This window comes from Streptomyces torulosus (assembly GCF_001419765.1).
Taxonomy (GTDB): Bacteria; Actinomycetota; Actinomycetes; order Streptomycetales; family Streptomycetaceae; genus Streptomyces; species Streptomyces torulosus.
Genome location: NZ_LIRK01000355.1, coordinates 1 through 26899 on the forward strand (window position 1 = coordinate 1; position 26899 = coordinate 26899).

At 70.8% G+C, this 26899-nt stretch carries 23 protein-coding genes; 19 read left to right on the forward strand and 4 right to left on the reverse strand.

The window, feature by feature from the left end; all coding sequences use genetic code 11:
• The 4 genes from AOK23_RS24440 to AOK23_RS24455 form a co-directional block, all read left to right on the forward strand.
• On the forward strand, positions 1-516 hold a 516-nt coding region (locus AOK23_RS24440; protein WP_055714818.1), incomplete at its 5' end, for a DUF4937 domain-containing protein.
• Between the two features lie 142 nt (positions 517-658).
• Positions 659-1318 (forward strand): histidine phosphatase family protein, encoded by a 660-nt coding sequence (locus AOK23_RS24445; RefSeq protein WP_079049665.1) that lies wholly within the window; start codon positions 659-661, stop codon positions 1316-1318.
• A gap of 12 nt (positions 1319-1330) precedes the next feature.
• Complete coding sequence (locus tag AOK23_RS24450) at positions 1331-2236, forward strand: ADP-ribosylglycohydrolase family protein (protein WP_055714803.1); 906 nt, start codon at positions 1331-1333, stop codon at positions 2234-2236.
• 223 nt (positions 2237-2459) lie between these two features.
• On the forward strand, positions 2460-4313 hold the full coding sequence (locus tag AOK23_RS24455) for a DUF4153 domain-containing protein (RefSeq protein ID WP_420823741.1): 1854 nt from the start codon (positions 2460-2462) through the stop codon (positions 4311-4313).
• Between the two features lie 147 nt (positions 4314-4460).
• On the opposite strand, the gene AOK23_RS24460 is transcribed toward AOK23_RS24455, so the two are convergent.
• On the reverse strand, positions 4461-6008 hold the full coding sequence (locus AOK23_RS24460) for an MFS transporter (protein WP_055714805.1): 1548 nt from the start codon (positions 6006-6008) through the stop codon (positions 4461-4463).
• A 171-nt stretch (positions 6009-6179) separates the two neighbouring features.
• Between AOK23_RS24460 and AOK23_RS24465 the strand changes: the two genes are divergently transcribed.
• From AOK23_RS24465 to AOK23_RS24475, 3 genes are all read left to right on the forward strand, one after another.
• Entirely contained in the window at positions 6180-6803 is a 624-nt protein-coding gene (locus AOK23_RS24465) for a TetR/AcrR family transcriptional regulator (protein WP_055714806.1), read from the forward strand.
• A gap of 81 nt (positions 6804-6884) precedes the next feature.
• Positions 6885-7586 (forward strand): ribonuclease HII, encoded by a 702-nt coding sequence (locus AOK23_RS24470; RefSeq protein WP_055512478.1) that lies wholly within the window; start codon positions 6885-6887, stop codon positions 7584-7586.
• A gap of 68 nt (positions 7587-7654) precedes the next feature.
• Complete coding sequence (locus AOK23_RS24475; protein WP_079049666.1) at positions 7655-8260, forward strand: hypothetical protein; 606 nt, start codon at positions 7655-7657, stop codon at positions 8258-8260.
• Between the two features lie 414 nt (positions 8261-8674).
• On the opposite strand, the gene AOK23_RS24480 is transcribed toward AOK23_RS24475, so the two are convergent.
• Positions 8675-9301: a hypothetical protein gene (locus tag AOK23_RS24480; RefSeq protein ID WP_055512474.1), complete on the reverse strand. Its 627-nt coding sequence runs from the start codon at positions 9299-9301 to the stop codon at positions 8675-8677.
• Between the two features lie 350 nt (positions 9302-9651).
• Between AOK23_RS24480 and AOK23_RS24485 the strand changes: the two genes are divergently transcribed.
• The 6 genes from AOK23_RS24485 to AOK23_RS24510 all read left to right on the forward strand — a co-directional run bounded on the left by AOK23_RS24485 (position 9652) and on the right by AOK23_RS24510 (position 17260).
• Positions 9652-11811 carry a RecQ family ATP-dependent DNA helicase gene (locus AOK23_RS24485; protein ID WP_055714807.1) on the forward strand — a complete coding sequence of 720 codons (2160 nt, stop codon included), beginning with the start codon at positions 9652-9654 and terminating at the stop codon, positions 11809-11811.
• A 130-nt stretch (positions 11812-11941) separates the two neighbouring features.
• On the forward strand, positions 11942-13027 hold the full coding sequence (locus AOK23_RS24490; protein ID WP_055714808.1) for a hypothetical protein: 1086 nt from the start codon (positions 11942-11944) through the stop codon (positions 13025-13027).
• Positions 13028-13313: 286 nt separating this feature from the next.
• Positions 13314-14402, forward strand: a complete 1089-nt coding sequence (locus AOK23_RS24495; protein WP_055714809.1) for a hypothetical protein — start codon at positions 13314-13316, stop codon at positions 14400-14402.
• A 21-nt stretch (positions 14403-14423) separates the two neighbouring features.
• A complete protein-coding gene (locus tag AOK23_RS24500; protein ID WP_240496538.1) occupies positions 14424-15152 on the forward strand; it encodes a hypothetical protein in 729 nt (242 codons plus the stop codon).
• 11 nt (positions 15153-15163) lie between these two features.
• On the forward strand, positions 15164-15931 hold the full coding sequence (locus tag AOK23_RS24505) for a hypothetical protein (RefSeq protein ID WP_055714811.1): 768 nt from the start codon (positions 15164-15166) through the stop codon (positions 15929-15931).
• 219 nt (positions 15932-16150) lie between these two features.
• Entirely contained in the window at positions 16151-17260 is a 1110-nt protein-coding gene (locus tag AOK23_RS24510) for a M14 family metallopeptidase (RefSeq protein WP_055714812.1), read from the forward strand.
• A gap of 98 nt (positions 17261-17358) precedes the next feature.
• On the opposite strand, the gene AOK23_RS24515 is transcribed toward AOK23_RS24510, so the two are convergent.
• Entirely contained in the window at positions 17359-18603 is a 1245-nt protein-coding gene (locus AOK23_RS24515; protein ID WP_055714813.1) for an ATP-grasp domain-containing protein, read from the reverse strand.
• 69 nt (positions 18604-18672) lie between these two features.
• Positions 18673-20055, reverse strand: a complete 1383-nt coding sequence (locus tag AOK23_RS24520; RefSeq protein ID WP_055714814.1) for an MFS transporter — start codon at positions 20053-20055, stop codon at positions 18673-18675.
• Between the two features lie 512 nt (positions 20056-20567).
• On the opposite strand from AOK23_RS24520, the gene AOK23_RS24525 reads away from it, so the two are divergent.
• The 6 genes from AOK23_RS24525 to AOK23_RS24550 all read left to right on the forward strand — a co-directional run.
• The gene (locus tag AOK23_RS24525) at positions 20568-21806 is read left to right on the forward strand and encodes a hydroxyacid-oxoacid transhydrogenase (protein ID WP_055714815.1); all 1239 of its coding nucleotides are present in this window, start codon (positions 20568-20570) and stop codon (positions 21804-21806) included.
• Between the two features lie 162 nt (positions 21807-21968).
• Positions 21969-23426 (forward strand): aldehyde dehydrogenase family protein, encoded by a 1458-nt coding sequence (locus AOK23_RS24530; RefSeq protein ID WP_063791393.1) that lies wholly within the window; start codon positions 21969-21971, stop codon positions 23424-23426.
• A 162-nt stretch (positions 23427-23588) separates the two neighbouring features.
• The gene (locus AOK23_RS24535; protein ID WP_055714816.1) at positions 23589-24014 is read left to right on the forward strand and encodes a response regulator transcription factor; all 426 of its coding nucleotides are present in this window, start codon (positions 23589-23591) and stop codon (positions 24012-24014) included.
• Positions 24015-24118: 104 nt separating this feature from the next.
• A complete protein-coding gene (locus AOK23_RS24540) occupies positions 24119-25093 on the forward strand; it encodes a GlxA family transcriptional regulator (RefSeq protein ID WP_055538474.1) in 975 nt (324 codons plus the stop codon).
• A gap of 32 nt (positions 25094-25125) precedes the next feature.
• Complete coding sequence (locus AOK23_RS24545; protein WP_055714817.1) at positions 25126-26175, forward strand: aspartate-semialdehyde dehydrogenase; 1050 nt, start codon at positions 25126-25128, stop codon at positions 26173-26175.
• On the forward strand, positions 26172-26899 hold a 728-nt coding region (locus tag AOK23_RS24550), incomplete at its 3' end, for an amino acid kinase family protein (RefSeq protein WP_476718305.1). The genes AOK23_RS24545 and AOK23_RS24550, both read left to right, overlap by 4 nt.

The window sequence follows — 26899 nt, forward strand, 5'->3', positions numbered from 1 at the left end:
GGATTCCGTGGACAGGGTGGGGGCTGGAGCCGGGCACGACCCGGGGTGGCGCACATCTTCTCGTTCTGGGAGAGCCGTGCCTTCTACGACTCCTTCATGGCCCGATCCCACGACCGTCTCGCCGCCTCGCAGTCCGGCACCCACAAGGACGCGCAGGTCAAGCTGTTCGACTACCGCTTCGACGTGAAGACCGGCTTCGAGCCGCGCTTCGGGGACGCCGACCTCGTACGGGTGGCGCACTGCCGTGTCCACGAGGAGCGGGCCGAGCACTTCGCGCTGATGCAGGAGAAGGTCTGGAACCCCGCGATGGCGGGATCCCCCGGAATGCTGCGGGGCCTGTTCGGCGAGGCGCCGGGCCATGAGTTCTTGATCCTCTCCATGTGGCAGTCGGCCGCCGAGCACGGCAAATACCGTGTCGAACGCATCGAGCGCCTCGCCCTGCGGGCCCAGATCGAAGCGGATGTCGCCGCTCTCGCGGGCGACATCGTGGAGCTGGAACCGAGCTGGACGGTCTGACGCCGAGAGGGAGCCTGCCTGGCACGTCGGAGATCCGGACTCGGGTGGGTCCGGGAACCGGACTGTCAGGATCCGTGTGATCTACGCCGTAGGTGACCCGGAGAGGTGCTCGTTCCGGCCTCGTCCCCTTTAGGGTTTTGGCATGGCACGACCACGGCGCATCGTCCTTGTCCGGCACGGCGAGTCAACGGGCAATGTTGATGACACCGTGTACGAACGCGAACCCGACCATGCTCTGGCGCTCACCGAGCTGGGCTGGCAGCAGGCCGAGGAGACCGGCAAACGGCTCCGGGAGCTGTTCGGCCGGGAGCGTGTCAGCGTCTACGTCTCCCCGTACCGCCGGACGCACGAGACCTTCCAGGCCTTCCATCTGGACCCCGAGCAGGTGCGCGTACGCGAGGAGCCCCGCCTGCGGGAGCAGGACTGGGGCAACTGGCAGGACCCCGAGGAGGTACGCCTCCAGAAGGCCTACCGGGACGCGTACGGCCACTTCTTCTACCGCTTCGCGCAGGGGGAGTCCGGGGCCGACGTGTACGACCGGGTCGGCAATTTCCTGGAGAGCCTGTTCCGTAGTTTCGAGGACCCGAACCATCCGCCGAACGTCCTGATCGTGACCCATGGGCTCGCCATGCGGCTGTTCTGCATGCGCTGGTTCCACTGGACGGTCGCCGAGTTCGAGTCCCTGTCGAACCCGGGCAACGCGGAGATGCGGATGCTGGTGCTCGGGGAGAACGGCAAGTACGCCATCGACCGGCCCTTCGACCGCTGGCGTGACCCGGAATCGTACGGGGCCACCAGTTAGAGTGGCAGGGCGATGACCGCTGACTCCTCTCCCGACGGCCGCCTGGAGCGCGCCCTGGCCAGCCTGCGTGGACTCGCGGTGGGGGACGCGCTGGGCTCTCAGTACTTCGTGCCGGTGAACTATCCGCTGCTCAAGCGCCGCGAGACGCCGCCCGGCCCCTGGCAGTGGACCGACGACACCGAGATGGCCTGCTCCGTCGTGGCCGTCCTCGCCGCCCATCAGCGGATCGACCAGGACGAGCTCGCCCGTTCCTTCGCCGTCCACCATGACTTCGACCGGGGCTACGGGCCCGCGGTCAACCGTCTGCTGCGGCTGGTCCGCGAGGGCGGCGACTGGCGTGAACTGGCCTCCGCCCTCTTCAACGGCCAGGGATCATGGGGCAACGGCGCGGCCATGCGGATCGCCCCGCTGGGCGCCTGGTACGCCGACGACCCCGAGCAGGCGACGCACCAGGCGGAGATCTCCGCGTACCCCACGCACCAGCACCGGGAGGCCGTCGTCGGCGCCATGGCCGTCGCCGCGGCCGCCGCCCTGGCGGCCGACCCGGCGGGGCCGCCGACCGCCGAGGCGCTGCTCGACGGGGTCATCGCGCTCGTCCCGAAGAGCGCCGTCGGCGCGGGGCTGCGGCGTGCCCGGGACATGCTCGACTACGCCGACGCGGACACGGTCGCGGCCGTACTGGGGTGTGGCCGGCGTACGACGGCGCATGACACGGTGCCGTTCGCGCTGTGGTCGGCCGCGCGCGCCCTCGGTGACTACGAGACGGCGTTCTGGACCACCGCCCAGGCCGGCGGTGACGTCGACACGACCTGCGCGATCGTCGGGGGAGTGGTCGCTTCCGGCGGCAAGGACGGGGCACCTCCCGAGGGGTGGGTGGACCAGACGGAGGCCCTGCCGGACTGGGCGCCTGTGCAGTAGTTCCGGCTGGAGGGAGCCGATTCGGTGGGGTGGTCGCGTGGCGGCGGCCCGCTTCCCTGGGCTCGGTCGTCACAACCGCCTCAAGTGTCACAGGCGTGCCACAGAGTGCTTCTCGGTCTCTGCCATGGCCTGGCGTGCCGCATAGCCTGTCCGGCACGCCGCTGTTGATCTTGACAAGGTGCGGCGCCGAGACACCGGCCCACGAGCCTTCCGCCGCAGCGGCATGCCGCAGGCGGCGAGCGATGGGCCGGTCGGGGGAGGGGGTCCCGTGTCCGACCAACCGTCCACGCCAGCAGCGCCCGGGTCCGACGGGCGAACGTCCCGGGCGCGAGCCTCGGCCGAGCAGCGCGGCTCGGATGCGGCAGCGCCCGCGCAGGCGCCCATGGATGCCGCAGCAGATGCCGAGGCCGCAGATGCCGCGGACGCGGGGGACGCCACGGCGGAGCGTTCGGCCGCTGAGTCGGCGTCGGCGGGGTCCGTCAGCCGGTCGGAGTCGACACGGACGGTTGCCGGGGCGGAGTCGACGCGGTCGGTCGCCGGGGTCGGGACGGCGGCCGGTGGGGCGGTGCCTCCGCCGCCGCGTGCGGCTGGGGCCGGTGTGGAGGAGCCCGCGCCGATCCGTACAGCGACGCTCTGGGCCGCGCTGGCCACCGGGCTGCTCAGCATGCTGCTGCTCGGGGACGGGATGGCGGTCAACCTGCTGGTCGTCGCCGTGCCCGCGACGCTGGCCGTGTACTTCGCCGGACGACGGGCCGGCCGGCGGCCACGCTCCTGGTCGCTCGTCTGGGGTGCGGGAGGGCTCGCCCTGCTGGTCGTGCCCTCCATGCGGGCCGCCGAGTGGCCCTCGTTCCTCGCCGTCGTCACCGCGCTCGCGGCGGGCTCGCTCGCCCTGCACGGCGGGCGCACATGGCCGGCCGTCCTGCTCGGCCCCGTCGGCGTGTTCACGGCGGCCGTCACCGGCCCCGCCTGGGCCTGGCAGGGGCTGCGGGAACGTGCGGGCGGCGACCGGAGCAAGGTGGGGCCCGCGCTGCGGTCGCTCGCCGTGGCCGCGGGGCTGCTGCTGGTCTTCGGCGTGCTGTTCGCCCAGGCGGACGCCGCCTTCGCCGACCTCCTCGGCGCCCTGGTGCCGGACGTCTCCACCGAGGACGGGCCCTGGCGGGTCCTGCTCCTCATGCTGGGCCTCTTCGGGGCGCTCGCCGCGGCCCGCACGGCCGCGGCGCCGACCCGCTGGGACCGGGTCCAGGTGCCCGCCGGAGTGGCCCGTGGCCGCGTCGAGTGGGCGCTCCCGCTGATCGGGCTGATCGTCCTCTTCGCCGCCTTCAACGCCGTCCAGCTCGCCGTGCTCTTCGGAGGTTACGACGTCGTGCTGGCGCAGACGGGGCTGACCTACGCCCAGTACGCGCGGCAGGGCTTCTGGCAGCTGCTCACCGCCACCCTGCTCACCCTGGCCGTCATCGTCGTGGCGCTGCGCTGGGCGCCCCGCACCCGATCGAGTGACCGCACGCTCGTGCGGGCCGTGCTGGGAACCCTGTGCGCGCTGGCGCTCGTTGTCGTGGCATCCGCTGTGCGCCGTATGGACATGTATGTGGAGGCCTATGGGCTGACGCGTCTGAGGATCTCGGTGGTGGCCATGGAGCTGTGGCTCGGCCTGGTCATCGTGCTCATCATGGCGGCCGGGGTGTGGGGTGCCCGTCTGCTGCCGCGGGCGGTCGCGGTCAGCGCGCTCGCCGGGGTGCTCGCGTTCGGGTTCGTGTCGCCGGACGAGCTGATCGCCGAGCGCAATGTCGAGCGGTACGAGACCACGGGCCGGTTCGACCTGGAGTACGCGAGGGGACTGTCCGCCGACGCCGTACCCGTCCTCGACCGGCTGGAGGAGCCGATGCGCTCGTGCGCGCTGCGGGACATCGCCGCCGAACTGGACGAGGAGCGGGACACCCCCTGGTACGCCACGAGCTGGGGCGAGGCCGAGGCCCGGCGCATCCTTGAGGAACGGCCGGTGGCGTCCGAGGTGAGCGGGCCTGGGAGTGGGCCGACCTGCGGCGAGTCGGAGTGGGAGCCGGAGCCGTTGGTCCGCTGAGGCAGGGCGTGAGCCCTGGCCTTGTCCGGGGGCCGCCCCTGCGGTGTGCTCCTGTGACGCCGGGGCGCTGGGACGGGGCGCTCGCGCGGACCACGTCCCTTGCCTCGGGCTTGGCCAGGGACGTGGTCCGGCGTCGGTGGGTGGCGGTCAGCCTCCGGCGGGTCCCGCCGTTCCCGCGAGGGCGTCCAGGTCGCTCTTGCGGACCCTGATGACCACCGCGGCGGTGGCCAGGGCGAGGACGGCCATCGCGATGGCGGGGATGAAAGCCGTCGCGATGCCATGGGCGAGCACCTCATGGCTCCAGGGGGCCGGAAGCTGCTGCGTCCTCGCGAACTCGGCCTTCTGCTCGGGCGACGCCTCCGCCATGAACAGCTGCACCTGCTTCTCCCCCTCCTCACGGCTGGCCGTACCGAAGACCGTGGTGAGGATGGACAGACCCAGCGAACCGCCGACCTGCTGCGTGGCGTTGAGCAGCCCGGACGCCGCGCCCGCCTCGTGCGGGGCGACCCCGGAGACGGCCGTCAGGGTCAGCGTCACGAAGTTCAGCCCCATGCCGAAGCCGAACAGCAGCATCGGGCCGAGCACACCGCTGACGTAGGAGCTGTCGGGGCTGATCAGGGTCTGCCAGGCGAGACCGAGCGCGACCAGCGTCGAACCACCCAGCATGAACGGCTTCGGCCCCAGCACCGGCAGGAACCGCTGCGACAGACCCGCGCCCGTGACGATCGCGACGGTGACCGGCAGGAAGGCGAGGCCGGCCTCGATCGGTGTGTACCGCAGCACGTTCTGCACGAACAGCACGATGAAGAAGAACATGCCGAACATAGCCGCGGCCAGGCTCAGCATGATCACGTACGTGCCCGACCGGTTGCGGTCGGCGAACATCCTCAGCGGGGTGATCGGCTCCTTGGCCCGGCTCTCGATATAGCCGAACGCCAGCAGCAGAACGACCGCCGCCGCGAACGAACCGATGGTCAGTCCGTCCCGCCAGCCCTCCTCGGCCGCGCGGATGAAGCCGTACACCAGGGACGCCATACCGGCCGTCGAGGTGAGCGCGCCCGCTATGTCGAACCGCCCGGGGTGCCGCTCCGACTCGCTGATGTACATCGGCGCGAGCACGGCGATCAGCACACCGATGGGCACGTTGACGAAGAGCACCCACCGCCAGTCGAGCCATTCGGTGAGCATGCCGCCCGCCAGCAGACCGATGGCACCGCCACCCGCCGAGACCGCGGCGAACACCCCGAACGCCCGGTTGCGCTCGGGCCCTTCCGGGAACGTCGTGGTGATCAGCGCCAGCGAGGTCGGCGACGCGATCGCGCCACCCACACCCTGGAGGGCGCGCGCGGCCAGCAGCTGCCAGGGCTCCTGGGCGAGACCACCGAGGAGCGAGGCGAGCGTGAAGACGAGGATGCCGGTCATGAAGACCCGGCGTCGACCGAGGATGTCCCCGGCCCGGCCCCCCAGGAGCAGCAGGCCGCCGAACGTCAGCGTGTACGCGCTGACCACCCATGTCAGGTCGGTGGTGCTGAACTTGAGCGACTCTTGAATGTGCGGGAGGGCGATGTTCACAATCGTCGCGTCCAGCACCACCATGAGTTGGCAGGCCGCGATGACCGTGAGCGCGATGCCGGGACGCCCCTCCCGGCGGGCGACTCCCGGCTTCTGATCCTGAATCAACGGAGAGGTTGTCACTATGGGTCCCCCACAAGTGCCTTAGTGAACGCTCGCGTTCACTGTCGCGTCAACGGTAGTGAGTCCCCCTTAGTGAACGCAAGCGTTCACCGAAGTCGCCGCCGTGCACGCCCCGACCGCCCGCTCGCACCCGCCGAGATCCCCACCCCAAGGCTCAACGGAGAAACACAGATGGTCACTTCGCGCTGGACGGCCGCTCCCGCTCAGACGGCCTCCCCGCGCCGGCGCGGCGCCGTACTCGAACGCGCGATCCTCGACGCCGCGCTGGATCAGCTCAGCACGGTCGGCTGGAACGGCCTCACCATGGAGGGCGTCGCCGCGGGCGCCCAGACGGGCAAGGCCGCGGTCTACCGGCGCTGGCCGTCCAAGGAGGACCTCGTCGCCGACGCGCTCCAGGCCGGGCTGCCCCGCTTCGACGAGGCGCCCGATCGCGGAAACGTGCGCGACGACCTCCTGGAACTGTGCCGCCAGGCCCGCGAGGCGATGTTCTCGCGCCCCGGGTTCGCCCTGCGCTCGGTGATTCACGAATGCGACACCCTCCAGGCGGAGCGCTTCCACACCGTGATCATCGAGGGAGTCGTCGAGCCCACGGTGAAGCTGCTGCGGGAGGTCCTGGAGCGCGGAATCCGGCGCGGCGAGGTCCGTCCCGACGCGGCCAACGGCTATGTCCTCGACGCGATTCCCGCCATGATGATGTACCGCTCGAAGGTGTGCGGCAGCGAATGGAGCGAGCGGGAGATCGCGGAGATGATCGACCAGTTGATGGTGCCGCTGCTGCGCTCGCCGGGCACCTGACCCGGCCCCGTCGCGAGGCCGCGGCCGCCCCGGGAACCTGGGTGTCGCACCACCTCAAAGGCGGCGTAGGCTAAGGGCGCCATGCCGTACGAACCACCTACTCACACCGTCGAGCGCTCCCTGCGCGCCACGACCGGAGCGAAGGTCATTGCCGGTGTCGACGAGGTGGGGCGAGGTGCGTGGGCCGGCCCCGTCACCGTCTGCGCGGCGATCACCGGACTGCGCCGACCGCCCGAGGGCCTCACCGACTCCAAGCTCCTGACGATCAAGCGCCGCGAGGCGCTCGCCGAGGAACTGCTGAAGTGGGTGACCTCGTACGCACTCGGTCACGCCTCCCCGGAGGAGATCGACGACCTGGGGATGACGGCCGCACTGCGGCTCGCCGCCGTACGGGCCCTGGACGCGCTCCCGGTGCGTCCCGACGCGGTCATACTCGACGGCAAGCACGACTACCTCGGTTCGCCCTGGCGCGTCCGTACGGTGATCAAGGGCGACCAGTCCTGCGTCGCCGTCGCGGCGGCCTCGGTGATCGCCAAGGTTCGGCGCGACAAAATGATGGCCGAACTGGGTGTCGAGCATGCAGACTTCGGTTTTGCGGCCAACGCCGGCTATCCGTCGCCCGTGCACAAGGCCGCTCTGGCGGAGCGGGGGCCCACCCCGCACCACCGGTTGTCGTGGGCGTATCTTGATGCGCTGCCCCAGTGGCGGCACCTCAAGAAGGCCCGCAACTGGGCGGACGGAAGCGTTCCGGAGATCGAGGGCCAGCTCGGCTTCGATTTCTGACGGATTCGTTCGCACTCATGTGCCACCCGCTGACGCGAGTCGTAGCGGCGTTTGATAAACATCAGCTCATGCCTCTCATTCCCGAGGAGCCTCAGATTCACGAGAGTGCCCAGGGTCCGCGCGCCACTCCGGCCAGCGGCCGCGTAGCGCCGACCCCTCGTCCCGTACCCGGACCCCGTCCCGCGGCCCCGCCGCGTCCCGGCCGCCCGGGTCCTGCCCGGCCGGTGCCGGCCCAGCGCGCGTCGCACACCGCGGCCAAGCCCGGGCCGTCCGCTCCGGCCGCCACCCCCCAGATCCAGCTGCTCCCGGCCTCGGCCGAGGGCGCGTTGGACGCCGCGGAGGAAGCCGTCGACCTGCTGCTGGAGTCGGGGCGCGCCCCCGGCGACGTACTGGTGATCACCACCGGTGAGCAGCACCCGTGGGCCGCCCACGAGCTGTCCTTCGGGGAGAGCGCGTACTGGGCCCAGCACGACGCGGGCGACGACGTGTTCTACGCCGACGCCTCCGCCGTCGGGCGGGCCGCGCCGCGTCCCGTGGTCGTGGTCGCCGTCAACGGCGGCACCGAGGCCCTCGCCGCGCAGACACTGCCCCAGGCTCTCGGCCGGGCGCGTGCGCTGCTGATCGTCTGCGGCGACCCGCAGAAGATCAACGCGGTGCTGGGCGCCGGAGTCTGAACGACCGCGAACCCTCCCGGTAGGCCCGCCAGGGCACGCCGGGGAGCGACGCGTGCCCGTCACGTCCCTCGGGGCGCCGTGACGGCCACACCCCGCGACGGGGCGCTTCGGCGTGCCGGCGGGGTGTTTCGCGTGCCCGCGCGCGGCGGGACGGCGAGCGAGGGCCGGGCAAGCTCGGCTGCTGGTGCTGGTGCTGGTGCTGGTGCTGGTGCTGGTGCTGGTGCTGGTGCGAGGCCGGGGGAGGTGCGGGGCCGGAAGGGTGGACGCGCGCCCTACGCGTGCGTGTACGCGGGTGCCCGTACCCGTAGGCGTGCGCACACGCGAGCGCCCTGTGGGATGTGTGCAGGCGCGTGCGTGGCCTGAAGTGCCGGCGCCGCCGGGCCCGGCGTGCCCTGGAGGGCCCGAAGGCCCCGGTCAGCGGGCCGCCGCTCGGCGCAGTACCTCGGAGGCCACCCCGCCGGTGCGCGGTATCGGCGGCGGTGCCATGGCCGTGGCGAACGGCTCGGCCGGTGAGTCCGCGTGGGGGCGGCGGCCACCGCGGCCCTCGCCGAGGACCTGCCAGCCGTCACGCGTCAGCGTGATGTACGCCCCGCAGCGCAGTCCGTGCAGGGTGCAGGCGTCCCGCAGTCCCCACATCCACGCCCCGTCCTCCTCCGTCCAACGCGCGTCCCCGTCACGGCAGTACAGCAGGACGGCCGTCCGGACCGGCGCACGCCGGCGCAGGTCGTGCGGGATGACCCGGCGCAGCTGCGCGAGGAGCGCGTTACGGAACATCCAGCCGTCCGCCGGGGCCGGTCGCCTGATGAACGAGGCGCTCGCCCGCAGCCGTTCGTCGGGGTCCAGGACGGCGATGACCGCCGTCGCGGGCCGCGGCTGATGGCGCGCGTGCAGTCCGCTGACGACCTCCCGGGGATTACGCAGCAGCGGAATCCCGGCGGCGGCCCATTCCGCGGGCTCGAGCAACCGGTTGGCGGAAGCGGCGGACAGGTCGGCAGACGTCGACATGGAGGCCGCCGAGGACGGAGCGAATCCGAAGGTCACGATCCTCCCTTCGGCTACGCGCCCACACTGCGGGCGGGGTCGGACTGGGGGAGCGCACGCCGCAGCAGAAGCCCTACCGGTTCACCGGTGGGCCGTGCGGGGAGCGGACCTCAATTCTTCCTGCCGAACTTGGTTGCGGCAACGAGCAATTGGGGCCACTGGCGGTTTTGTGGTGATCCACCGTTTATATCCCCGCCCCGTGGGAGTCGTCGGCAACGCCCCGGGTGGCGGGTGGCAACGCGCTGTTGACGTGTCGATCGGGGGCGGGACACCGGCCGTGGCTGCTTGTGAGGGAGGGGTCGCGGGGGGTGAGGTGGCTGACTGTCCGAGGTATCGGGTTGCATGGGGGCATGGACACCGTGAAGCTCCGTGCCGAAGCCGACGCCATCCTCGCCGAGCTCGTCGGCGACCCCACGGGGTCGGCGAGGCTCCGGGAGGACCAGTGGCAGGCGGTGGCGGCCCTCGTGGAGGAGCGCCGGCGCGCCCTGGTGGTGCAGCGCACCGGCTGGGGCAAGTCGGCGGTGTACTTCGTCGCCACCGCCCTGCTGCGCCGCCGCGGGTCCGGTCCGACGGTGATCGTCTCGCCCCTGCTGGCGCTGATGCGCAACCAGGTCGAGTCGGCGGCGCGCGCCGGCATCCAGGCGCGCACCATCAACTCGGCCAACCCGGAGGAGTGGGAGACCGTCTACGGGGAGGTCGAGCGCGGTGAAGCGGACGTCCTCCTCGTCAGCCCGGAGCGCCTCAACTCCGTGGACTTCCGCGAGCATGTGCTGCCCCGGCTCGCGGCCACCACCGGTCTGCTGGTGGTCGACGAGGCGCACTGCATCTCCGACTGGGGGCACGACTTCCGGCCCGACTACCGCCGGTTGAGGGCGATGCTGGCCGAACTCCGCCCCGGCGTACCGGTGCTCGCCACCACGGCCACCGCGAACGCGCGCGTGACGGCCGACGTGGCCGAGCAGCTCGGCACCGGCGGCGGCGAGGCCCTGGTGCTGCGCGGCCCGCTGGAGCGGGAGAGCCTCCGCCTCGGGGTCGTACGCCTGCCCGACGCGGCCCACCGGCTGGCCTGGCTGGCGGAGCACCTCCAGGAGCTGCCGGGCTCCGGGATCATCTACGCCCTCACGGTCGCCGCCGCCGAGGAGGCCACCGCCTTCCTGCGGCAGCGCGGCTTCGAGGTGGCGTCCTACACGGGGCGCACGGAGAACGCCGACCGGCTCCAGGCCGAGACCGACCTCCAGGAGAACCGGGTGAAGGCGCTGGTCGCGACCTCGGCCCTCGGCATGGGCTTCGACAAGCCGGACCTGGGGTTCGTGGTCCATCTCGGTTCGCCGTCCTCGCCGATCGCCTACTACCAGCAGGTGGGGCGCGCGGGGCGCGGTGTGGCGCATGCCGATGTGCTGCTGCTGCCGGGCAAGGAGGACGAGGCCATCTGGCGCTACTTCGCCGACACCGCCTTCCCGCCCGAGGCTCAGGTCCGGCAGACCCTCACGGCCCTCGCCGAAGCGGGACGGCCGCTGTCGGTGCCGGCCCTGGAGACGTCCGTGGACCTCCGGCGCACCCGGCTGGAGACCATGCTGAAGGTGCTCGATGTGGACGGGGCGGTCAAGCGGGTCAAGGGTGGCTGGATCTCCACCGGCGAGCCCTGGTACTACGACGCCGAGCGGTACGCGTGGGTCGCCAAGCAGCGGGCGGCCGAGCAGCAGGCCATGCGCGACTACGTGAGCACGTCCGGGTGCCGGATGGAGTTCCTGCGCCACCAGCTCGACGACGAGGGGGCCGCCCCCTGCGGCCGGTGCGACAACTGCGCGGGAGCCTGGGCCGACTCCTCCGTCTCGACGGACACGCTGACCAGCGCGACACAGGAACTGGCCCGTCCCGGGGTCGAGGTCGAGCCGCGCAAGATGTGGCCGACGGGGATGCCCGCCCTGGGCGTCGACCTCAAGGGCCGTATCCCCGCCGCCGAGCAGTGCTCCACCGGGCGAGCCCTGGGGCGGCTCTCGGACATCGGGTGGGGCAACCGGCTGCGCCCGCTGCTGGCCGAGAACGCGCCCGACGGACCCGTCCCCGACGATGTCCTCAAGGCCGTGGTGACGGTCCTCGCCGACTGGGCCCGCTCCCCGGAAGGCTGGGCGTCCGACGGTCCCGGCTCCACTGCCCGCCCCGTCGGCGTCGTCGCCATGCCCTCCCTGCGGCGCCCCCGGCTCGTCGCCTCGCTCGCCGAACGCGTCGCCGCCATCGGGCGTCTGCCCTTCCTCGGCAGCCTCGCGTACACCGCGCAGGGCGGCGAGCACACGGCCCGCCGCAGCAACTCCGCACGGCACCTCCAGGCCCTGTCCGCCGCCCTCACCGTGCCCGACGAACTGGCCGGGGCTCTCGGCGCGGCCTCGGGCCCCGTGCTGCTGGTGGACGACTTCGTCGACTCCGGCTGGACCCTCGCCGTCTCCGCCCGCCTGCTGCGCCGGGCGGGCGCCGGCCCGGTCCTGCCCCTGGTGCTCGCCACGGCGGGCTGAGCATTCCCCTCACCTGCGGACACAGGCGGAAGTACTAGAGGCGGAAAAAGCGCAGGGACCATCGTCCTATGGCGGAAGAACTCCGCGGCACGCCAGAGTAATGACCACGGCGAGGAAATACGCAGAGGTCATGACGGGAGTGATCGTGTCCGCGCAGATATCCATTGATCCCGGCCGCTTCAGCCAGTTCGGTGAAGCCACCGGAAGCACTTTCTGTCTGATCACGAATTCCGAGCTGGTCGATCGGATCGAAGTCAAAGAAACGGCACAGTACCGGCAGTACCTGACCATCACACTGGACGCGGGAGACAATTTCGAGGAAATCCTCGAGAAGAAGATCCCGGAACCCGCCCACGTGCTGGTGATCTCCCCGCACAGGTTCTTCGAGTCACCGGACCCCGACCTGGTGGGGCAGCGGAAGATCATGGGCATGGCGTGCAACTCCACGCCCACCGGGCTCGACGAGATCCGGCATTTCCTCGGTGTGATGGAGCGGACGTCGGCCGCCGACCAGGCGGCGTTCTGCGACACGTTCTTCGAGCTCGCCGAGGACGCGGACCACCTCGTGTACGCCGACCCCGTGCACGGCACCCGGGCCACCCTCGACCACCTGCGCGAGGGGCTGGTGTGGAACCAGCAGGCCGGGCCGCTGGACTGGGGCGACCAGCAGATCGTCCCGTCCGGCGAGATCAGCGTCCTGCCGGTCGAGATCAGGGAATTCGACGAGGCCCTGAAGCTGCCGCTGGAGGGCGAGATCACGCTGCGCGGTTACCCGATCCTGCACAACGGCACCCCCTCCTTCTCCCGGCGCGACCAGGCCCGCATCCACTCCCAGCTCTGGGCGATGCGCGACAACGCGATCAAGGCCGTCGTCGAGGACGGCAGGATCCGGAACCTGGAGGCGCTGGACGCCGGGGCGGCGCCGGCCGTGGCGATGCTGGAGCAGATGTTCGCGGTGGACTCCCGCTACCGGATCGTGTGGGAGATCGGCCACGCCCTCAACGTCTCGCACGACATCCTGCCCGGCAACCACGCCATGAACGAGGTGTACGGAGGCACGGAGGGCTGCCTGCACTTCGGGCTCGGCCTCACCCCGTACACCCAGTACCACCTGGACATCATCTCGCCCGACACCCGCGTGCTGACCAGTAACGGCGTCGCGGTGATCGGCCACCCGGACCACCCCACCGTCGAGCGGGTCGTGTCCGCCGCATAGCGGACCACCACCGTTCGACCCGGCGGGGTGTACGCAAGGAAATACAACCAACAGGAGGTGACTCGCCATGAAGAAGATCAAGGTGCAGAAGAACCGCAACTACCTGGGCACGCTCCTGGGCTGAGTACCGACCCGTGGCGGGGCAGGCACAATGCCCCGCCGCGGGGTTCACCTTGTCTTTTCCGAGACCGCTGCCTTTTCCGGGAACTCTGTACTGCCCGAGAGTCCTGAACTTCTCGGGTGTCCTGCCCTTTCCGGGAATTCTGTCTTCTCTAGGAGTGCGCCCGTGCCGCCGCTGGAACTCACGACAAGCGATTTCGGTCAGTTCGGTGGGCCGACCGAGACTTTCTGCCTGATCACGAGTGAGCAGTGCGGCGAGTCGATCTCCCTGAACCCGGGTGACGGGTGCTCCCGCGTCCTGCGCCTGACGCTTCCGCCCGGCACCCGCCTCGGCGAGCTGATCGCGACGAGCGTTCCCGAGGACGCGCATGTGCTGGCGGTCTGCCCCGGGCGGTTCCTCGACTCGCCGACCCCCGACGAGCTCGGCGGACGCAGGCTGGCCGTGCTGCCGGCCGGGTCCACGCCTCTCACCGAGGAACACGTCCGCTACCTCCTGCGCACGGCCGCCCGCACCGACGTGCCCCGGCAGACCCGTGTCGCCGAGGAGTTCTTCGACCTGGTGGGCGACAGCGACCGGCTGACGATCGTCGACGACGTCTCCGGCACCGAGGCCGAGTTCGACCACACGGCCGGCGCCTGTGTCTGGAACCAGCAGGCCGGCGTCCTGGAACCGGGCGATCAGCAGATCTTCCCCCCGGGGAAGCTGAGCGTCACCGCCGCGGAGATCACCACGTTCGAACCGGACGCCCGGCTGCTCGGACTCAACGGGGACCTGACCCTGCGCGGATGGCCGATCGTCCACCGCCACGAGGACCCGGCCGACGGCGCCGACCAGCGACGTCTCTTCGAAGCCCTCTCCCCGCTCGTCGCCCAGGCCGTGACGCTGCACATCGCCGCCGGAACCATCGAGAGCGTCACACCGCAGACGCCGGGCGCGACCTCGGCCGCGGTCGAGCTGGAGAAGCTCCTCACCGACGATCCGCGCTGTCGCGTCATCTGGGAGCTCGGCTTCGGGATCAACACCACCACGGAGATCATCCCGGCGAACTGCGGCCCCAACGAGGTGTACGGCGCCACCGGCGGCGTCGTGAACCTCGGGCTGGGGATCACGCCGGCCACGCGCTTCGCCCTGGCCTTCCTGTGCCCCCGCAGCTCGCTGGTGACAGCGGACGGAACAGCCGTCCTCGGCGCCCGCAAGGCGGTACGCCGCGGCCGGATGCAGCGCGTCTCCAGCGCGAGCTGCGGCTGCCACTGACCCCAAGGAGGGATGCACGCCATGACGATCAACCCCGAACTGCGCAAGAAGGTCGACGCGATCCTCGACACCTTCATCAAGGACTTCTACGAGACGGTCCCGTACGCCCAGCACCAGAAGAACTCCTCCGAGCTGAACCTCGACTACTACAAGCGCCACAACATCGAGACGATTCTGCGGCTGCGCCGCAAGCGGACCGTGGACGCGCTGGCCATCAAGTACTTCACCAAGGTGGACCCGGTGCAGGCCAAGGCGTGGGCGCACTACACCGACGACGAGATGCTGCACGACCGGCTGTTCGCCGCCGACCTCGCCAAGGTCGGCGTCACCAAGGACCAGATCTACTCCACGGAACCGCTGCTCTCCACCAAACTGCTGACCGGTTACCTCCAGTACGGCATGGAGTTCGAGGACAGCCCGCTGGCGCTGATCACCAGCGTGTACTTCGTGGAGTACGTCACCACGCGCACCCAGCCCGAGTGGCTGGACAACCTGGGCAACGTCCTCGGCGAGGACAACGTCAAGGGGGCCCGCGCCCACGTCAACACCGACCTCGACGACGACCACGACGACTTCGTGTGGCGGGTGCTGTCCACGCTGATCACGTCGGACGCCGAGGAGCAGAAGGTCGTCGAGCACCTCAACCACATCTACTGGCTCTGGAAGCTGTACTTCGTGGAGCTGCACCAGCTCACCGTGATCGGCAGGAGCGACGCGCAGATACCGCTGCCCACCGCGGCCGAGGCCTGAGCGGGACCGCGGTGGCCGACGACGACCGCGGCAAGCGGCCCGACGGGCGGCGGAGGGTCGAGGTGCTGGCCCTGCCGCCCGGCCGGGAGCTGCCGACCGAGACCGAGAAGTGGATCGTGGACGGCCTGGTCCTCGCCATGCCGGGCCTGCACACCCGTCAGCTGTTCACCCTCCGGCGGGACATGCTGACCGAGGCCGACCATGTGATCGTCGGGGTGGACCGGGAGCGGGATCGCGTCGTCGCACTGCTCACCTCGCGGTGGGCGGAGATCCCCTCGGGGCGGCCCTGCCTGCACATCATGATCCAGTTCGTGGGGGACGCGTACCGCAACGGCCCGGTCTTCAAGGAGAGCTGGGCCCTGCACTTCGACCGGCTGCTGGCCGAGGGCCGCCCGTTCCCCGAGGTGATCGCGCTCAAGACGTACAACCCCGTGGTGCACTGCGCGATGACGGCGTTCAGCGGTCACCCGGACATCACCATGTACCCGGATCTCGCGGGCAAGGACGACAGCGGGGCGGCCCTGGCGGCGGAGGTGGTCGAGGCGCTCGCCCCCGGAGCCCCCTTCGACCCCGCCCGGGGAGTGGTCCCCGGCATCGGCCGTCCGGTCGACCTCTACCGGGAGCGGCCCCTGAGCCACGCGCCCGACGCCAACCGGTACTTCGCCGAGCACACGCGACCGGGGGACCGGGTGCTGTGCCTGCTGCACGTGCCGACACAGGCGGGGGCGCACTCGATCCTCACCGCCCTGGGGCTGCCTGCGCCCTCCGCACGCCGCTGACACCTCCCGGCCCACCGGGCCCGGCGCCCTGACAAGGCTCCGGGCCCGCCGCCTGTTCGGGCGGCCGGCGTCGGACACCCGTCCATGCGGTCGGCGTCGGGCACCTGTTCGCGCGGCTGTGCGGCCGCCGCGTATGGGTAGCGGCCCTGGGCGGCCGTACGTCACCCGTGCGTCGGCCGTACGTCATCCCACCCGGCACTCCAGCGATCGCGAGGCACCATGTCGGACGCATTTCCGCACGACTACTCCCGGGCACGCGCGGACTTCCTGGGCGCCGCGGAGGCGGCGGGCGCACGGCTGAGGACCTTCGTCCTGCCCGGGCACCGGGGGCCCGACGGCGGCGAACTCGCTGTCGACACCGCCTACCTGGGGCCGCCCGATCCGGTGAAGCTCCTGGTGACGGTGTCCGGGACCCACGGCATCGAGGGCTTCTGCGGTTCGGCCTGCCAGACCGGGATCCTGCTCCGCGAAGGCCTCGCCGAGGCCGCCGCCGGACCCACCACCGGCGTCCTGCTCGTCCACGCCCTCAACCCGTACGGCTTCGCCTATCTACGGCGGGTCAACGAGGACAACGTCGACCTCAACCGGAACTTCGTCGACCACGACGCCCCGCCGCACAACGACGCCTACGACGCCGTGCACCGCACGCTGGTCCCGCCGGACGCCGCCGCGTTCGACCCCGGCGAGCTGGTCGCGAACCTCACCGCGCTGCGTGACGAACTCGGCCCGCAACGCCTCCAGGAGGCCGTGACCCGGGGCCAGTACCGCCACCCCGACGGCCTCTTCCACGGCGGGCGCGCCCCGACCTGGTCCCGGCGGGTGTTCGAGACGGTGGTGGCCGAGCAGATCGCCGGCGCCGCCCACATCGGCTACATCGATCTGCACACCGGGCTCGGCGAACGCGGCGTCGGCGAACCCATCTTCCGCGGCGGCCGTGACGCCGACGCCCACCAGCGGGCCCGCCGCTGGTACGGCGACGCGCTGACCGCCTCGGAGCACGGCACCTCGTCCTCCACACCCATCGTCGGCAACACGGCGACCGCGGTGGCCGACGGCATCGGCGCCGACAGCCGGCTGACCGCGATCACCCTGGAGTTCGGCACCCAGCCCGGCCCCGAGGTGTTGCTGGCCCTGTGCGCCGACACATGGCTGCACCGGCACCACGCGCCGGCCGACGCCGTGCGCTCCGGCCTCAAGCGGCTGATCCGGGACGCCTTCTGCCCCGCCGACGACGCCCGCTGGCGCGAACAGGTCCTCCGACGGGCGCGGGAGGTGTTCGACCAGGCCCTCACCGGCCTCGCCGACGCCAAACCCGGCGAGCACGGCTGACGCGTCGAGCACAGCGGCGAAGCCGAACCTACCGCAGTCGAAGCCGAACCTCCCGCAGTCCGCCGACGACTGCGGGAGGTTCGGCGTATCGGTGGCGCCTACGGGTCGAGCGGCTCGATCTCCACCTTGGCCTCGATCTCGCGTACCCGCTTGGTGTCCTCCTCGAGGACGTCCTGGTCTGGGGTGGAGAGCAGGACCCAACCGAGCGTGGTGAAGAGGTCCTCCGTCTTCGGGACCCGGGAGCCGTTCGGGTAGCGGCAGCCCAGCTTCTGGAACGAGGCAAGGTCCCGCATCGAGTCCAGCACCTCCGCGTTGCGCATGATCCCGCTGTTCGCCGCGGAGAGCCAGGCCACCCGGGTGGGCTGCACGATCTCGTAGCCGGGGCTGAACGCCGAGTCCAGATGGTGCCGCACGGTGCGGTCGATCTGGGAGTCCCCCGTCGCGAGCCGCGCGGCCTGCTGCGCACAGCCGCCGTCGAGCCGCGCCGCGATCTCGATCAGGCGGGGCCCCTCGTCCGTCAGCATGATCTCGGTGTGGGTGCACCCCGTACGAATGCCGACGGCCTCGGCGACCTGGCGCGTGTACGCCTCCAGCACCTTGACCAGCGGGTCCTCGGGAAGGAGGTAGTCCTCGGCGTCATAGACCCCGATGCGGGCGCCGCGGGCCGACTTGCTGTACCGGACCACCGCCACCAGCCCCAGTTCCCCGTCGACGGAGTAGGTGTCGACGACGAACTCGGTTCCCGACGCGAATTCCTGGACGAGGATGCTGTCGTTGGTCAGGTCGAACATATTGACCGAGCCCAGCAGCCGCCTGAACGGAAGCCGCCAGTCCTCGCCCGCCTCCACCTTGTGCACGCCGTCCGTGCCGCCGCTGCACCGGGGCTTCAGCACCAGCGCACGCCCCTCCAGGCCGGTCTCCCGCAGCCAGTCGGCCGCCTCCTCCTCGGTCGCGGCGGCGAACGTCCGCAGATGGGGGATGCCCGCGCTCGCCACGGCCTGGGCCATGGGCCACTTGTCGCGGCGGGCGGCGGAGAGTTCGGGCACGTTGCCCGTGCCGGGGAACAGCTCCTCGACGAGGGCGTCCACGAGCCTGACCGCGTGCTCGTTGCCGGGGATGACGGCCACGGGGTCATAGCCGCGCACGGTTTCCACCAGCTTCGCGAAGTCGCCGTCATGGAAATGGGTCGCGCTGAAGGACTCCGGCTTCCAGCCGTGCAAGTAGGACTTGAGCGGTGCCGGTGTGCTCAGGACGGCCACCGACGCGACCCCCCGCGCCCGGAAGGCGTTGGCGAACTCGGCGGCCTCGGAATAGGGATCGACCAGGATTACATGGCGTTGCATCTAATTGCTTCCCCTTCTGCGAATGTCCCGACGCTTGCGCGATCGCCGTCCCGCTCCTGCGGAGCCTTCTCAGGTTCCCGTCCGGATCTCCGCGTCGGCTGTTCCGGAATCGCCGATCCCTTTCCCCTCGTTCTCGGTGCGGTCCTCGTTCTTTTCCGTGGCTCGGGGCGGGCGCACACCGCCCCAAGCGGCCGCCGCGGCGAGCAGACCCACCACACCGCAGCCGAGCCACAGGCCTTCCTCGTAGCGATTCCAGATCATCACTCCGATGAACGGGCCGACGGCGCTGCCGAGTCCGTACAGCGCGTTCGACGCGCCGAGATAACGTCCCCGCAGTGCGGGCGGGCCGGCTTGTGCGGGATAGGCGAAGAACAGCGACGGATATCCGATGATTTCGCCGAGGGACCAGACGAGGGTGGCGATCACCAGTGCGGCCAGCCCCAGCGGCAGGGCGTAAAGGCTCATGCCGACGCCGGTCAGCAGCACCCCGATGATCACGGCCGTCCGGATCTGCCAGCGCTGCACCACCTTGGCGACGAGGAGTTCGCAGGTGATCACGAGAAGGCCGTTCAGCGCGATCATCGCCGCGTAGACCTCGATTCCCATGCCGAGGTGTTTCACGGCCAGCGGCAGGGCCGAGATGTGCTGGATGTAGATCACCGAGCTCACGAACATCGCCAGCAGGAACATCAGATACCGGCGGTCGGTCAGTACCGCCAGATACGAGGCCTTCGGCGCCGCCGCCTCCCCGTCGGCGCCCGTGGCGCCGGCCGCCGCTCCGCCGTCCTCCGTCCCGCCGTCCGCGGGTTTCGTCGTGCCCGTCGTGTACGTCGTCATGCGGTGCGGCAGGGTGGTCGCGGCGACGGCGGAGAAGACCACCACGGCCAGCGCCTCGCCCCAGAACAGGAAGTCCCAGGACACCTTCACGAGCGCCGCGCCCAGCAGGGGCGCGGCCGTGGTGCCGAGATTGATCGCCAACCGCCCCATGGCGAAGATCATCACGTGGCGTTCGACCGGCGTGAGAAGGCTGATCATGCTGGTCGACGCGGGCTGGTAGGCCAGGCTGGCCGCGCCGCTGATGGCGATGACCACGAGGATGGCCCAGTAATTGTCCAGGTAGAGGACGCAGGGGAGCAGCGCCGCCGAGCCCAGCAGGGTGGTCACGATCGTCAGCCGCGGGCCGAGCCGGTCGGACATCCAGCCCCCGACGAGCGTCCCCAGGACTGCTCCCGCTCCGTACACGCCGAGCGCCGCGCCCGCCTGGCCGTCGGAGAACCCGCGTTCGGTCAGATAGAGCACCATGAAGACCTGCACGAAGCCGCCCAGGCGAATGATCATGGTGCCGGCCAGCAGGGACTTCACCGCCGTGGGGGACTCGCGCCAGACCTGCCGTACCCCCGCGTGCTGCTTGACCGCCCCGTCCGACGCTCTCGTCGCGTTGTCCTGTGCCATGCGTCTCACTGTGCGGAACCGGTCGGCACGGCAACAGGGCCCGCACTGACGATCACCATCGAATTACTGCCATCGCCGCCGCCTCGTTCCTGATCGGCGAGGGCGGCGAAAACAGGGTGCGCGACCGGTTGTTGTCCTGCCGGAGCAGGAAATTCACCAGTACTGGCTCAAAGCTGCTGACCGATCCGGCCATAGGACTTCGGACCTATGGCGGGGCCGAAACCTACTGGCTAGTGTGGCCACCGCTCGACAGGGACATGGGACCCTGGTCCTATGGCGGCAGTGAAATCGACTGACTAGTGTGGCCCTCACCCGGTCGAAATTCCGCGTGAACGGCGACATCACCGTGCCGAGCGGCCACATCATCTGACCATGCGTCATCCTTCGCGGCAACTGTTTCGCGAGCGAAGTCACCGAGTTCGATCTGAAGACGGGGGTGGACTGTGGAGTCGTATGCGTATGGCGGAAATGGTCCAGAGCGGGAACGAATAATCAGCTGGCAGGCACCACCGATGAAATTCGGTGTCGGTGCCACCCGGGAGATCGGCCATGAACTACGGAAAGCCGGTATCTCATCCGTGCTGCTGGTGACCGATCCCCTTCTGGCCGAACTCGGTCTGCCCGCCCGTGTCGCCAAACAGATCGAACAGGAGGGGATCTCGGTCGCGGTGTTCGACCGGGCCCGGGTGGAACCCACCGACGAGAGCTGCGCCGAAGCGGCCCGTGAACTGCGCTCCCTCCAGGTGGACGGTTACGTCGGTCTCGGCGGCGGCAGCTCCATCGACACCGCCAAGATGCTGAACCTGCTGCTCACCCATCCCGGCCGCCCCGTCCGCGACTACCTGAACGCACCCATCGGCGCCGGATCCCCGATCCCCGGCCCACTCAAGCCGCTGGTGGCGGTCCCCACCACAGCCGGCAGCGGCAGCGAGTGCACCGCCATGGTCGCCCTCGGCGTCACGGGCCTGAACGTGAAGACCGGGATCAGCGACCTGCGGCTGCTGCCCTCCCTCGCACTGGTCGACCCGGTCAACACGCTGACCCTGCCCCCGGCGGTCACCGCGTCCTCGGGCTACGACGTCCTGACCCACGCCTGCGAGTCGTACACGGCCCGCGCCTACGACCGGCGCCCGCCCTACCCCACCCCCGGGGACCGGCCGCTGTACATCGGCGCCAATCCGATCAGCGACGTCTGGGCGGAGCAGGCCCTGGAACTGGTCGGCCGCTACCTGAGGCGCGCCGTCCTCAACCCGGACGACCTGGAGGCCCGGACGGGGATGAGCCGGGCGGCGAGCTTCGCGGGGATGGGGTTCGGCAACGCCGGAACCCACATCCCGCATGCCTGCGCGTACCCCATAGCCGGGCTGGTCCGCGACTACCGGCCGGACGGATACCAGGTCGACCACGCCATGGTGCCCCACGGAGCGGCGGTCGTCTCCACCGCAGCGGCGGCCTTCGAGTTCACGTACCCGACCTCCCCCGAACGCCATCTGCGGGCCGCCGAACTGCTCGGGGCCAACCTCGACGGAGTGACCGAGGCCAACGGCGCGGACGTGCTGCCGGCGACCTTGCTCAGCATCGTCGCGGACACCGGCGGACCCGCCGGACTGGCGGACTTCGGCTACTCCACGAAGGACCTTCCCGACCTTGTCGAGGGCGCGCTCAAACAGCAGCGGCTGCTGGTCTGCTGCCCGCGTGACGTCGCCCCGCACGATCTCCAGAGGATCATCGCCGGTTCGATGGCCGCGTGACCTTCCGGCTGTCCGGCTGTCCGGCTGTCCGGCCGTCCGACCGGCTCGACCGTTTGACCGCGCGACCGTTTTACCGCCCGACTGTTCGACAGTCCGACTGTTTGACCGTCCGACCATGAAGCAGTGCGGCCCTCCCCCCAGGCCAAGGAGCTGGATGCACCCGTGAGTGAAGCAGTAATACCGGAATACACGGCTGTCATCGCGGGAAAGCAGGTTCCCACCACGCGGTGGATCGACGTCCTCGATCCGTCGAACGCCCGCCCCTTCGCACGTGTCGCCCGCTGTGGCGCGGCCGAGGTCCAGTCGGCCGTGCAGGCGGCCCGGCACACGTACGAGACGGTCTGGCGCTTCACGACGCCGGTCGAGCGCTCGCGGATCTGCCACCGCATCGCCGACGGGCTGCGCGCCGAACGCGAGGAACTGGCCAGGCTGGAGACCCTCGACACCGGCAAGCCACTCGCCCAGGCCCGCGTGGACGCCGACATCGCCGCCCGCTACTTCGACTTCTACGCCAACGCCGTCGAAGCCCTGGGCGGTGACACGATCCAGCAGCAGCCGGGCCGACTGGCCTTCACGCTGCGCGAACCCTACGGCGTGTGCGGCCACATCATCCCGTGGAACTACCCGCTGCAGATCGCCGCCAGAACCGTGGCCCCCGCCCTCGCCGCCGGGAACTGCAGCGTCCTCAAACCGGCCGAGGACGCGCCGCTGACCTCGCTGCGCCTCGCCGACATCGTCGAACAGGCGGGACTTCCGCCCGGAGCCCTCAACGTCGTACCCGGCCTCGGGGAGGAAGCGGGCGCCGCGCTCGCCGCCCACCCCGACGTGGACCGCCTCGCCTTCACCGGCTCGCGGGAGGTCGGCGAGGCCGTGATGGCCGCGGCGGCGCGGAACATCGTGCCGGTCACCCTGGAACTCGGCGGCAAGTCGCCGCACCTGGTCCTGCCCGACTACGACGCCGCACGCGCGGTGCCGCAGATCGTGGAGTCGATCACCGAGCACGCCGGACAGAACTGCTCGGCCGGCAGCAGGCTGCTCGTCCACCGCTCCGCGCACGACGAGCTGGTCGCCGCCCTCGCCGAGGAGTTCCGCTCCCTGCGCATCGGGCCGGGGATCGACGATCCCGACCTGGGCCCGCTCATCTCCGCCCGCCAGCGCGACAGAGTGCTCGGACATCTCGCCGACGGCCGGCGCACCACGGAGATCGTCGTCGGCGGGGGAGTACCGCGCGGGGACGCGTACGCCGAGGGCTTCTACGTGGAGCCCACCATCCTCGACCGGGTGACCCCGGAACACCGGGTCTTCAACGAGGAGATATTCGGACCCGTCCTGTGCGTCTCGGTCTTCGACACGCTGGACGAGGCGGTCGCCCTCGCGGAACACACCACCTACGGACTGGCCGCCGGAATCTGGACGTCGGACGTGACGACGGCCCACTGGCTCGCCCAGCGACTGCGGGCGGGACAGGTGTTCGTCAACAACTACAGCGCGGCCGGTGGAGTCGAGTTGCCGTTCGGCGGCTACCGGCGATCGGGAATCGGAGTGGAGAAAGGCCTGGAGGCACTCCGCGAATACACGCGGTGCAAGACGGTGGCGATCCACGCACAGCTTTCTTCCTGACCCGCTTCTCGCCCCCGCAGCCCCCGAATCCTATGGAGAAGCGCGTTTCATCTCATTCATATCGATGGAGGGAGTTCATGAATGTCACGTGTTGTGCGAGAGCCCGCCACCGAGTCGAGAGCCCGACGGTGCTGCGCGTTGTGCGGGGCGCCGGCGCAGCCCGTGGCGGCACTGGCCGAGGTCGTCGCCAACGTGCACAAGGCGCTGGACGAGGCGCAAGGTGCTCTGGAAGCCCAGGAGCAGGTGATCGAGGACTTACGGGCCGACGCCGACGCCGACGGCGGCTGGCAGGCCGGCGTCGAACCGTCGCGTTCCGAGGAGGTCCTCGCGGCCCGGACCTCGCTCGACCTGCTGACGGCCCGTGAGCGCGAGATCCTGGTGCTCATCTCCCGGGGAAATTCGAATCGTCGCGTGGCCAAAGCGCTCGGAATATCGGAGAAGACGGTGAAGAACCACTTGTCCGCCGTCTTCACGAAGGTCGGCGCATCCGATCGCACACAGGCCGTGGTAATGGGAATCCGCAGTGGGATCGTCTCCATTGGTGAGCCCTTCGACGATGCGCCTCCGCCCATGAACGCGAGTGAGTGACTCCCATCGCTTCAGGGCCCATGCCGAGAGTATGCGGGCCGATCCGGCCAGGCGACAGCGCAGGGACTGTCAGAAGACCACGCATTACTGCCACATTGGTTCCCATGCTGAAGAACGTAGCCGCGGTCCTGCTCGACAACGTCCATCCATTCGAACTCGGTGTCGTGTGCGAAGTATTCGGGATCGACCGCAGCGAGGAGGGGCTGCCCGCGTACGACTTCGCTCTCGTCGCCGCGGAGGCCTCGTCGGTGCGGGCGGTGCCCGGGTTCACCATCAGCACGCCCTACGGGCTCGACCGGCTGGAGGAAGCCGATCTCATCGCCATCCCGGTGGGGGACGACTTCCACACCAGGGACTTCCCGCCCGCTCTGCTGGAGGCGCTGCGGCAGGCGGTGGCCCGCGGCGCCCGGGTCGTGAGCGTCTGTGTGGGCGCTTTCGTCCTGGGCGCCGCGGGACTGCTCGACGGACGGCGCTGCACGACCCATTGGCGGTACGCCGCCGCGCTCACCGAGCGCTACCCCAAGGCCCAGGTCGAACCGGGCGTCCTCTATGTCGACGAGGACCCGATCCTCACCTCCGCCGGCACATCCGCGGGCATCGACGCCTGCCTCCACCTGGTGCGCAAGATCCAGGGCAGCGACGTCGCCAACGCCATCGCCCGGCGCATGGTGGTGCCCCCGCACCGGGAAGGCGGGCAGGCCCAGTACATCGAACGGCCGGTGGCGCACGTCGGGGAGGACGGTGTGCGTGAGGTCCTGGCCTGGGCCGAACGGCACCTGGACCAGGAGATCAGCGTCGAGCAGTTGTCGGCACGGGCCTGCATGTCGCCCCGCACCTTCGCCCGCCGCTTCCGGATGGAGACGGGCACCACCCCCTACCGCTGGCTGCTGGCCCAGCGGGTGCTGAGCGCCCAGCGGCTGCTGGAGAACACCGACGACACGATGGAGATGGTCGCGGCCCGGACCGGCTTCGCCAACGCGGCGGCCCTCCGCTACCAGTTCGTGCGCTCCCTCAACACCACCCCCAATGCCTATCGGCGTGCCTTCCGGGGCCGCTTACCCGACACGACCACGCACTGAGCCCCACACGGGGGGCCGACAGGAGGAACCGAATGCTGCGCATCGCGGTAGTGGGCGCCACCGGAGCGGTGGGCCGGGAGTGCCTGGCCCTGCTCGACGGCGGGATCGTGCCCGTGGAGCAGGTGACACCCGTCGGCTCGGCGCGCAGCGTCGGCCGTGACCTGGCCGCCGAACTGGCGCTGTCCCTGCCCATGACGGACGTGGTCACCCTCGACGATCTGGACCCGAGGGGTCTGGATGTCGCCATTTTCTCCGCGGGCGCGGAGGTGAGCGCCCGAGAGGCGGAGCGGCTCGCCTCGGCCGGGGTGCTGGTCGTCGACAACAGTTCCGCCTTCCGGATGCGCCCCGACGTCCCCCTCGTGGTGCCGCAGGTCAACCCCGGCGCCCTCGACGACCGCCCGGTCAGCGGCCTCGTGGCCAACCCCAACTGCTCGACCATCCAACTGGTGCGCGCCCTGCACCCGTTGCACGAACTGGCGGGCCTGGAGAGCGTCGTGGTGGCGACCTACCAGGCGGCGTCCGGCGGCGGAGTCCGTGGTCTGCGGGAGCTGGCGGAGGGGTCCAGGACCATTCTGGACGAGCCCCGCGCACAGGGTGCTCCCGGCGGGCGCTTCGGGCAGCCGCTGTCCTTCAACCTCGTCCCCGAGATAGGGCTGCGGGACGACACCGGGCTCACGCACGAGGAACGCAAACTCGTCCGTGAACCGCGCAAGATCCTCGGCCTGCCGGAGCTGCGGGTGAGCGCCACCGCGGTACGGGTCCCGGTCTTCGACTGCCACTCCGAGGCCGTGCACCTCCGGCTGCGCGAGCCGGTCACCACCGCGTCCGTCGAGGAGACCCTGGCCGCCACGCCCGGCCTGCGGGCCTACCGCCGGTCGGACAACCCCTCCTACCCCATGCCCCGCACCGTCTTCGCCCGCCCCGAGGACCGGGCCCTGGTCCATGTCGGCCGTATACGCGTCGAGCCCGAGGACGACCGGGCGGTGGCTCTGTGGGTGGTCGCCGACAACCTGTGGGTGGGAGCGGCGCTGAACGCCCTCCAGATCGTGGAACTCGCCACCAAGAACGGGTGGCTCGGATGACCCCCCGCCCCACCCCCGGCAGCCGTCCGCTGGTGCTGAAGTTCGGCGGCTCCGCCTTCGCCGACCTGGACGGCTACCACCGCGTCGCCCGGTACGCGGTGCGCCGCAGCGCCGAGGAGGAGCGCCCGCTGGTCGTCGTGGTGAGCGCGATGTCCGGGACGACCGGCAGGCTCCAGCAGACCCTGGACGCCCTCGCCCCCGACCCGCCGGCCTCGGCCGCCGCGATGCTCCTGACCACCGGTGAGACCGTCAGCGTCGCCCTGCTCACGGCCGCGCTCGACGCGCAGGGCGTGGCCGCGCATCCGGTTCCCGCGGCGGGCACCGGTCTCCTCGCCGAGGGCCCACCCGACCGGGCGACGGTGACCTCGGCCGACGCCACGGCGCTGTCCCGCGCGCTGGCCGACGGCCGGATCGCCGTCGTCCCCGGCGGCCAGGCGGTCGACACGCACGGGCGGACCGTCATGCTCGGCCGCAACAGCTCGGACCTCTCCGCGGTGGCGACGGCGGCGATGCTGGGCGCCGACACCTGCGAACTCTTCTCCGACGTGCCCGGTGTCTGTACCGCCGATCCCTATCTCGTCCCGGAGGCCCGCACCCTCTCCCGGATCAGCTACGAGGGGGTGCGCCGGATGTCCCGCCACGGGGCCAAGGTCATCCACGAGGGGGCGGTGCAGTGGGCGGAGCGCGCGGGGGTGAGGGTGTGGTGCCGCCCCTTTCCCTGGGG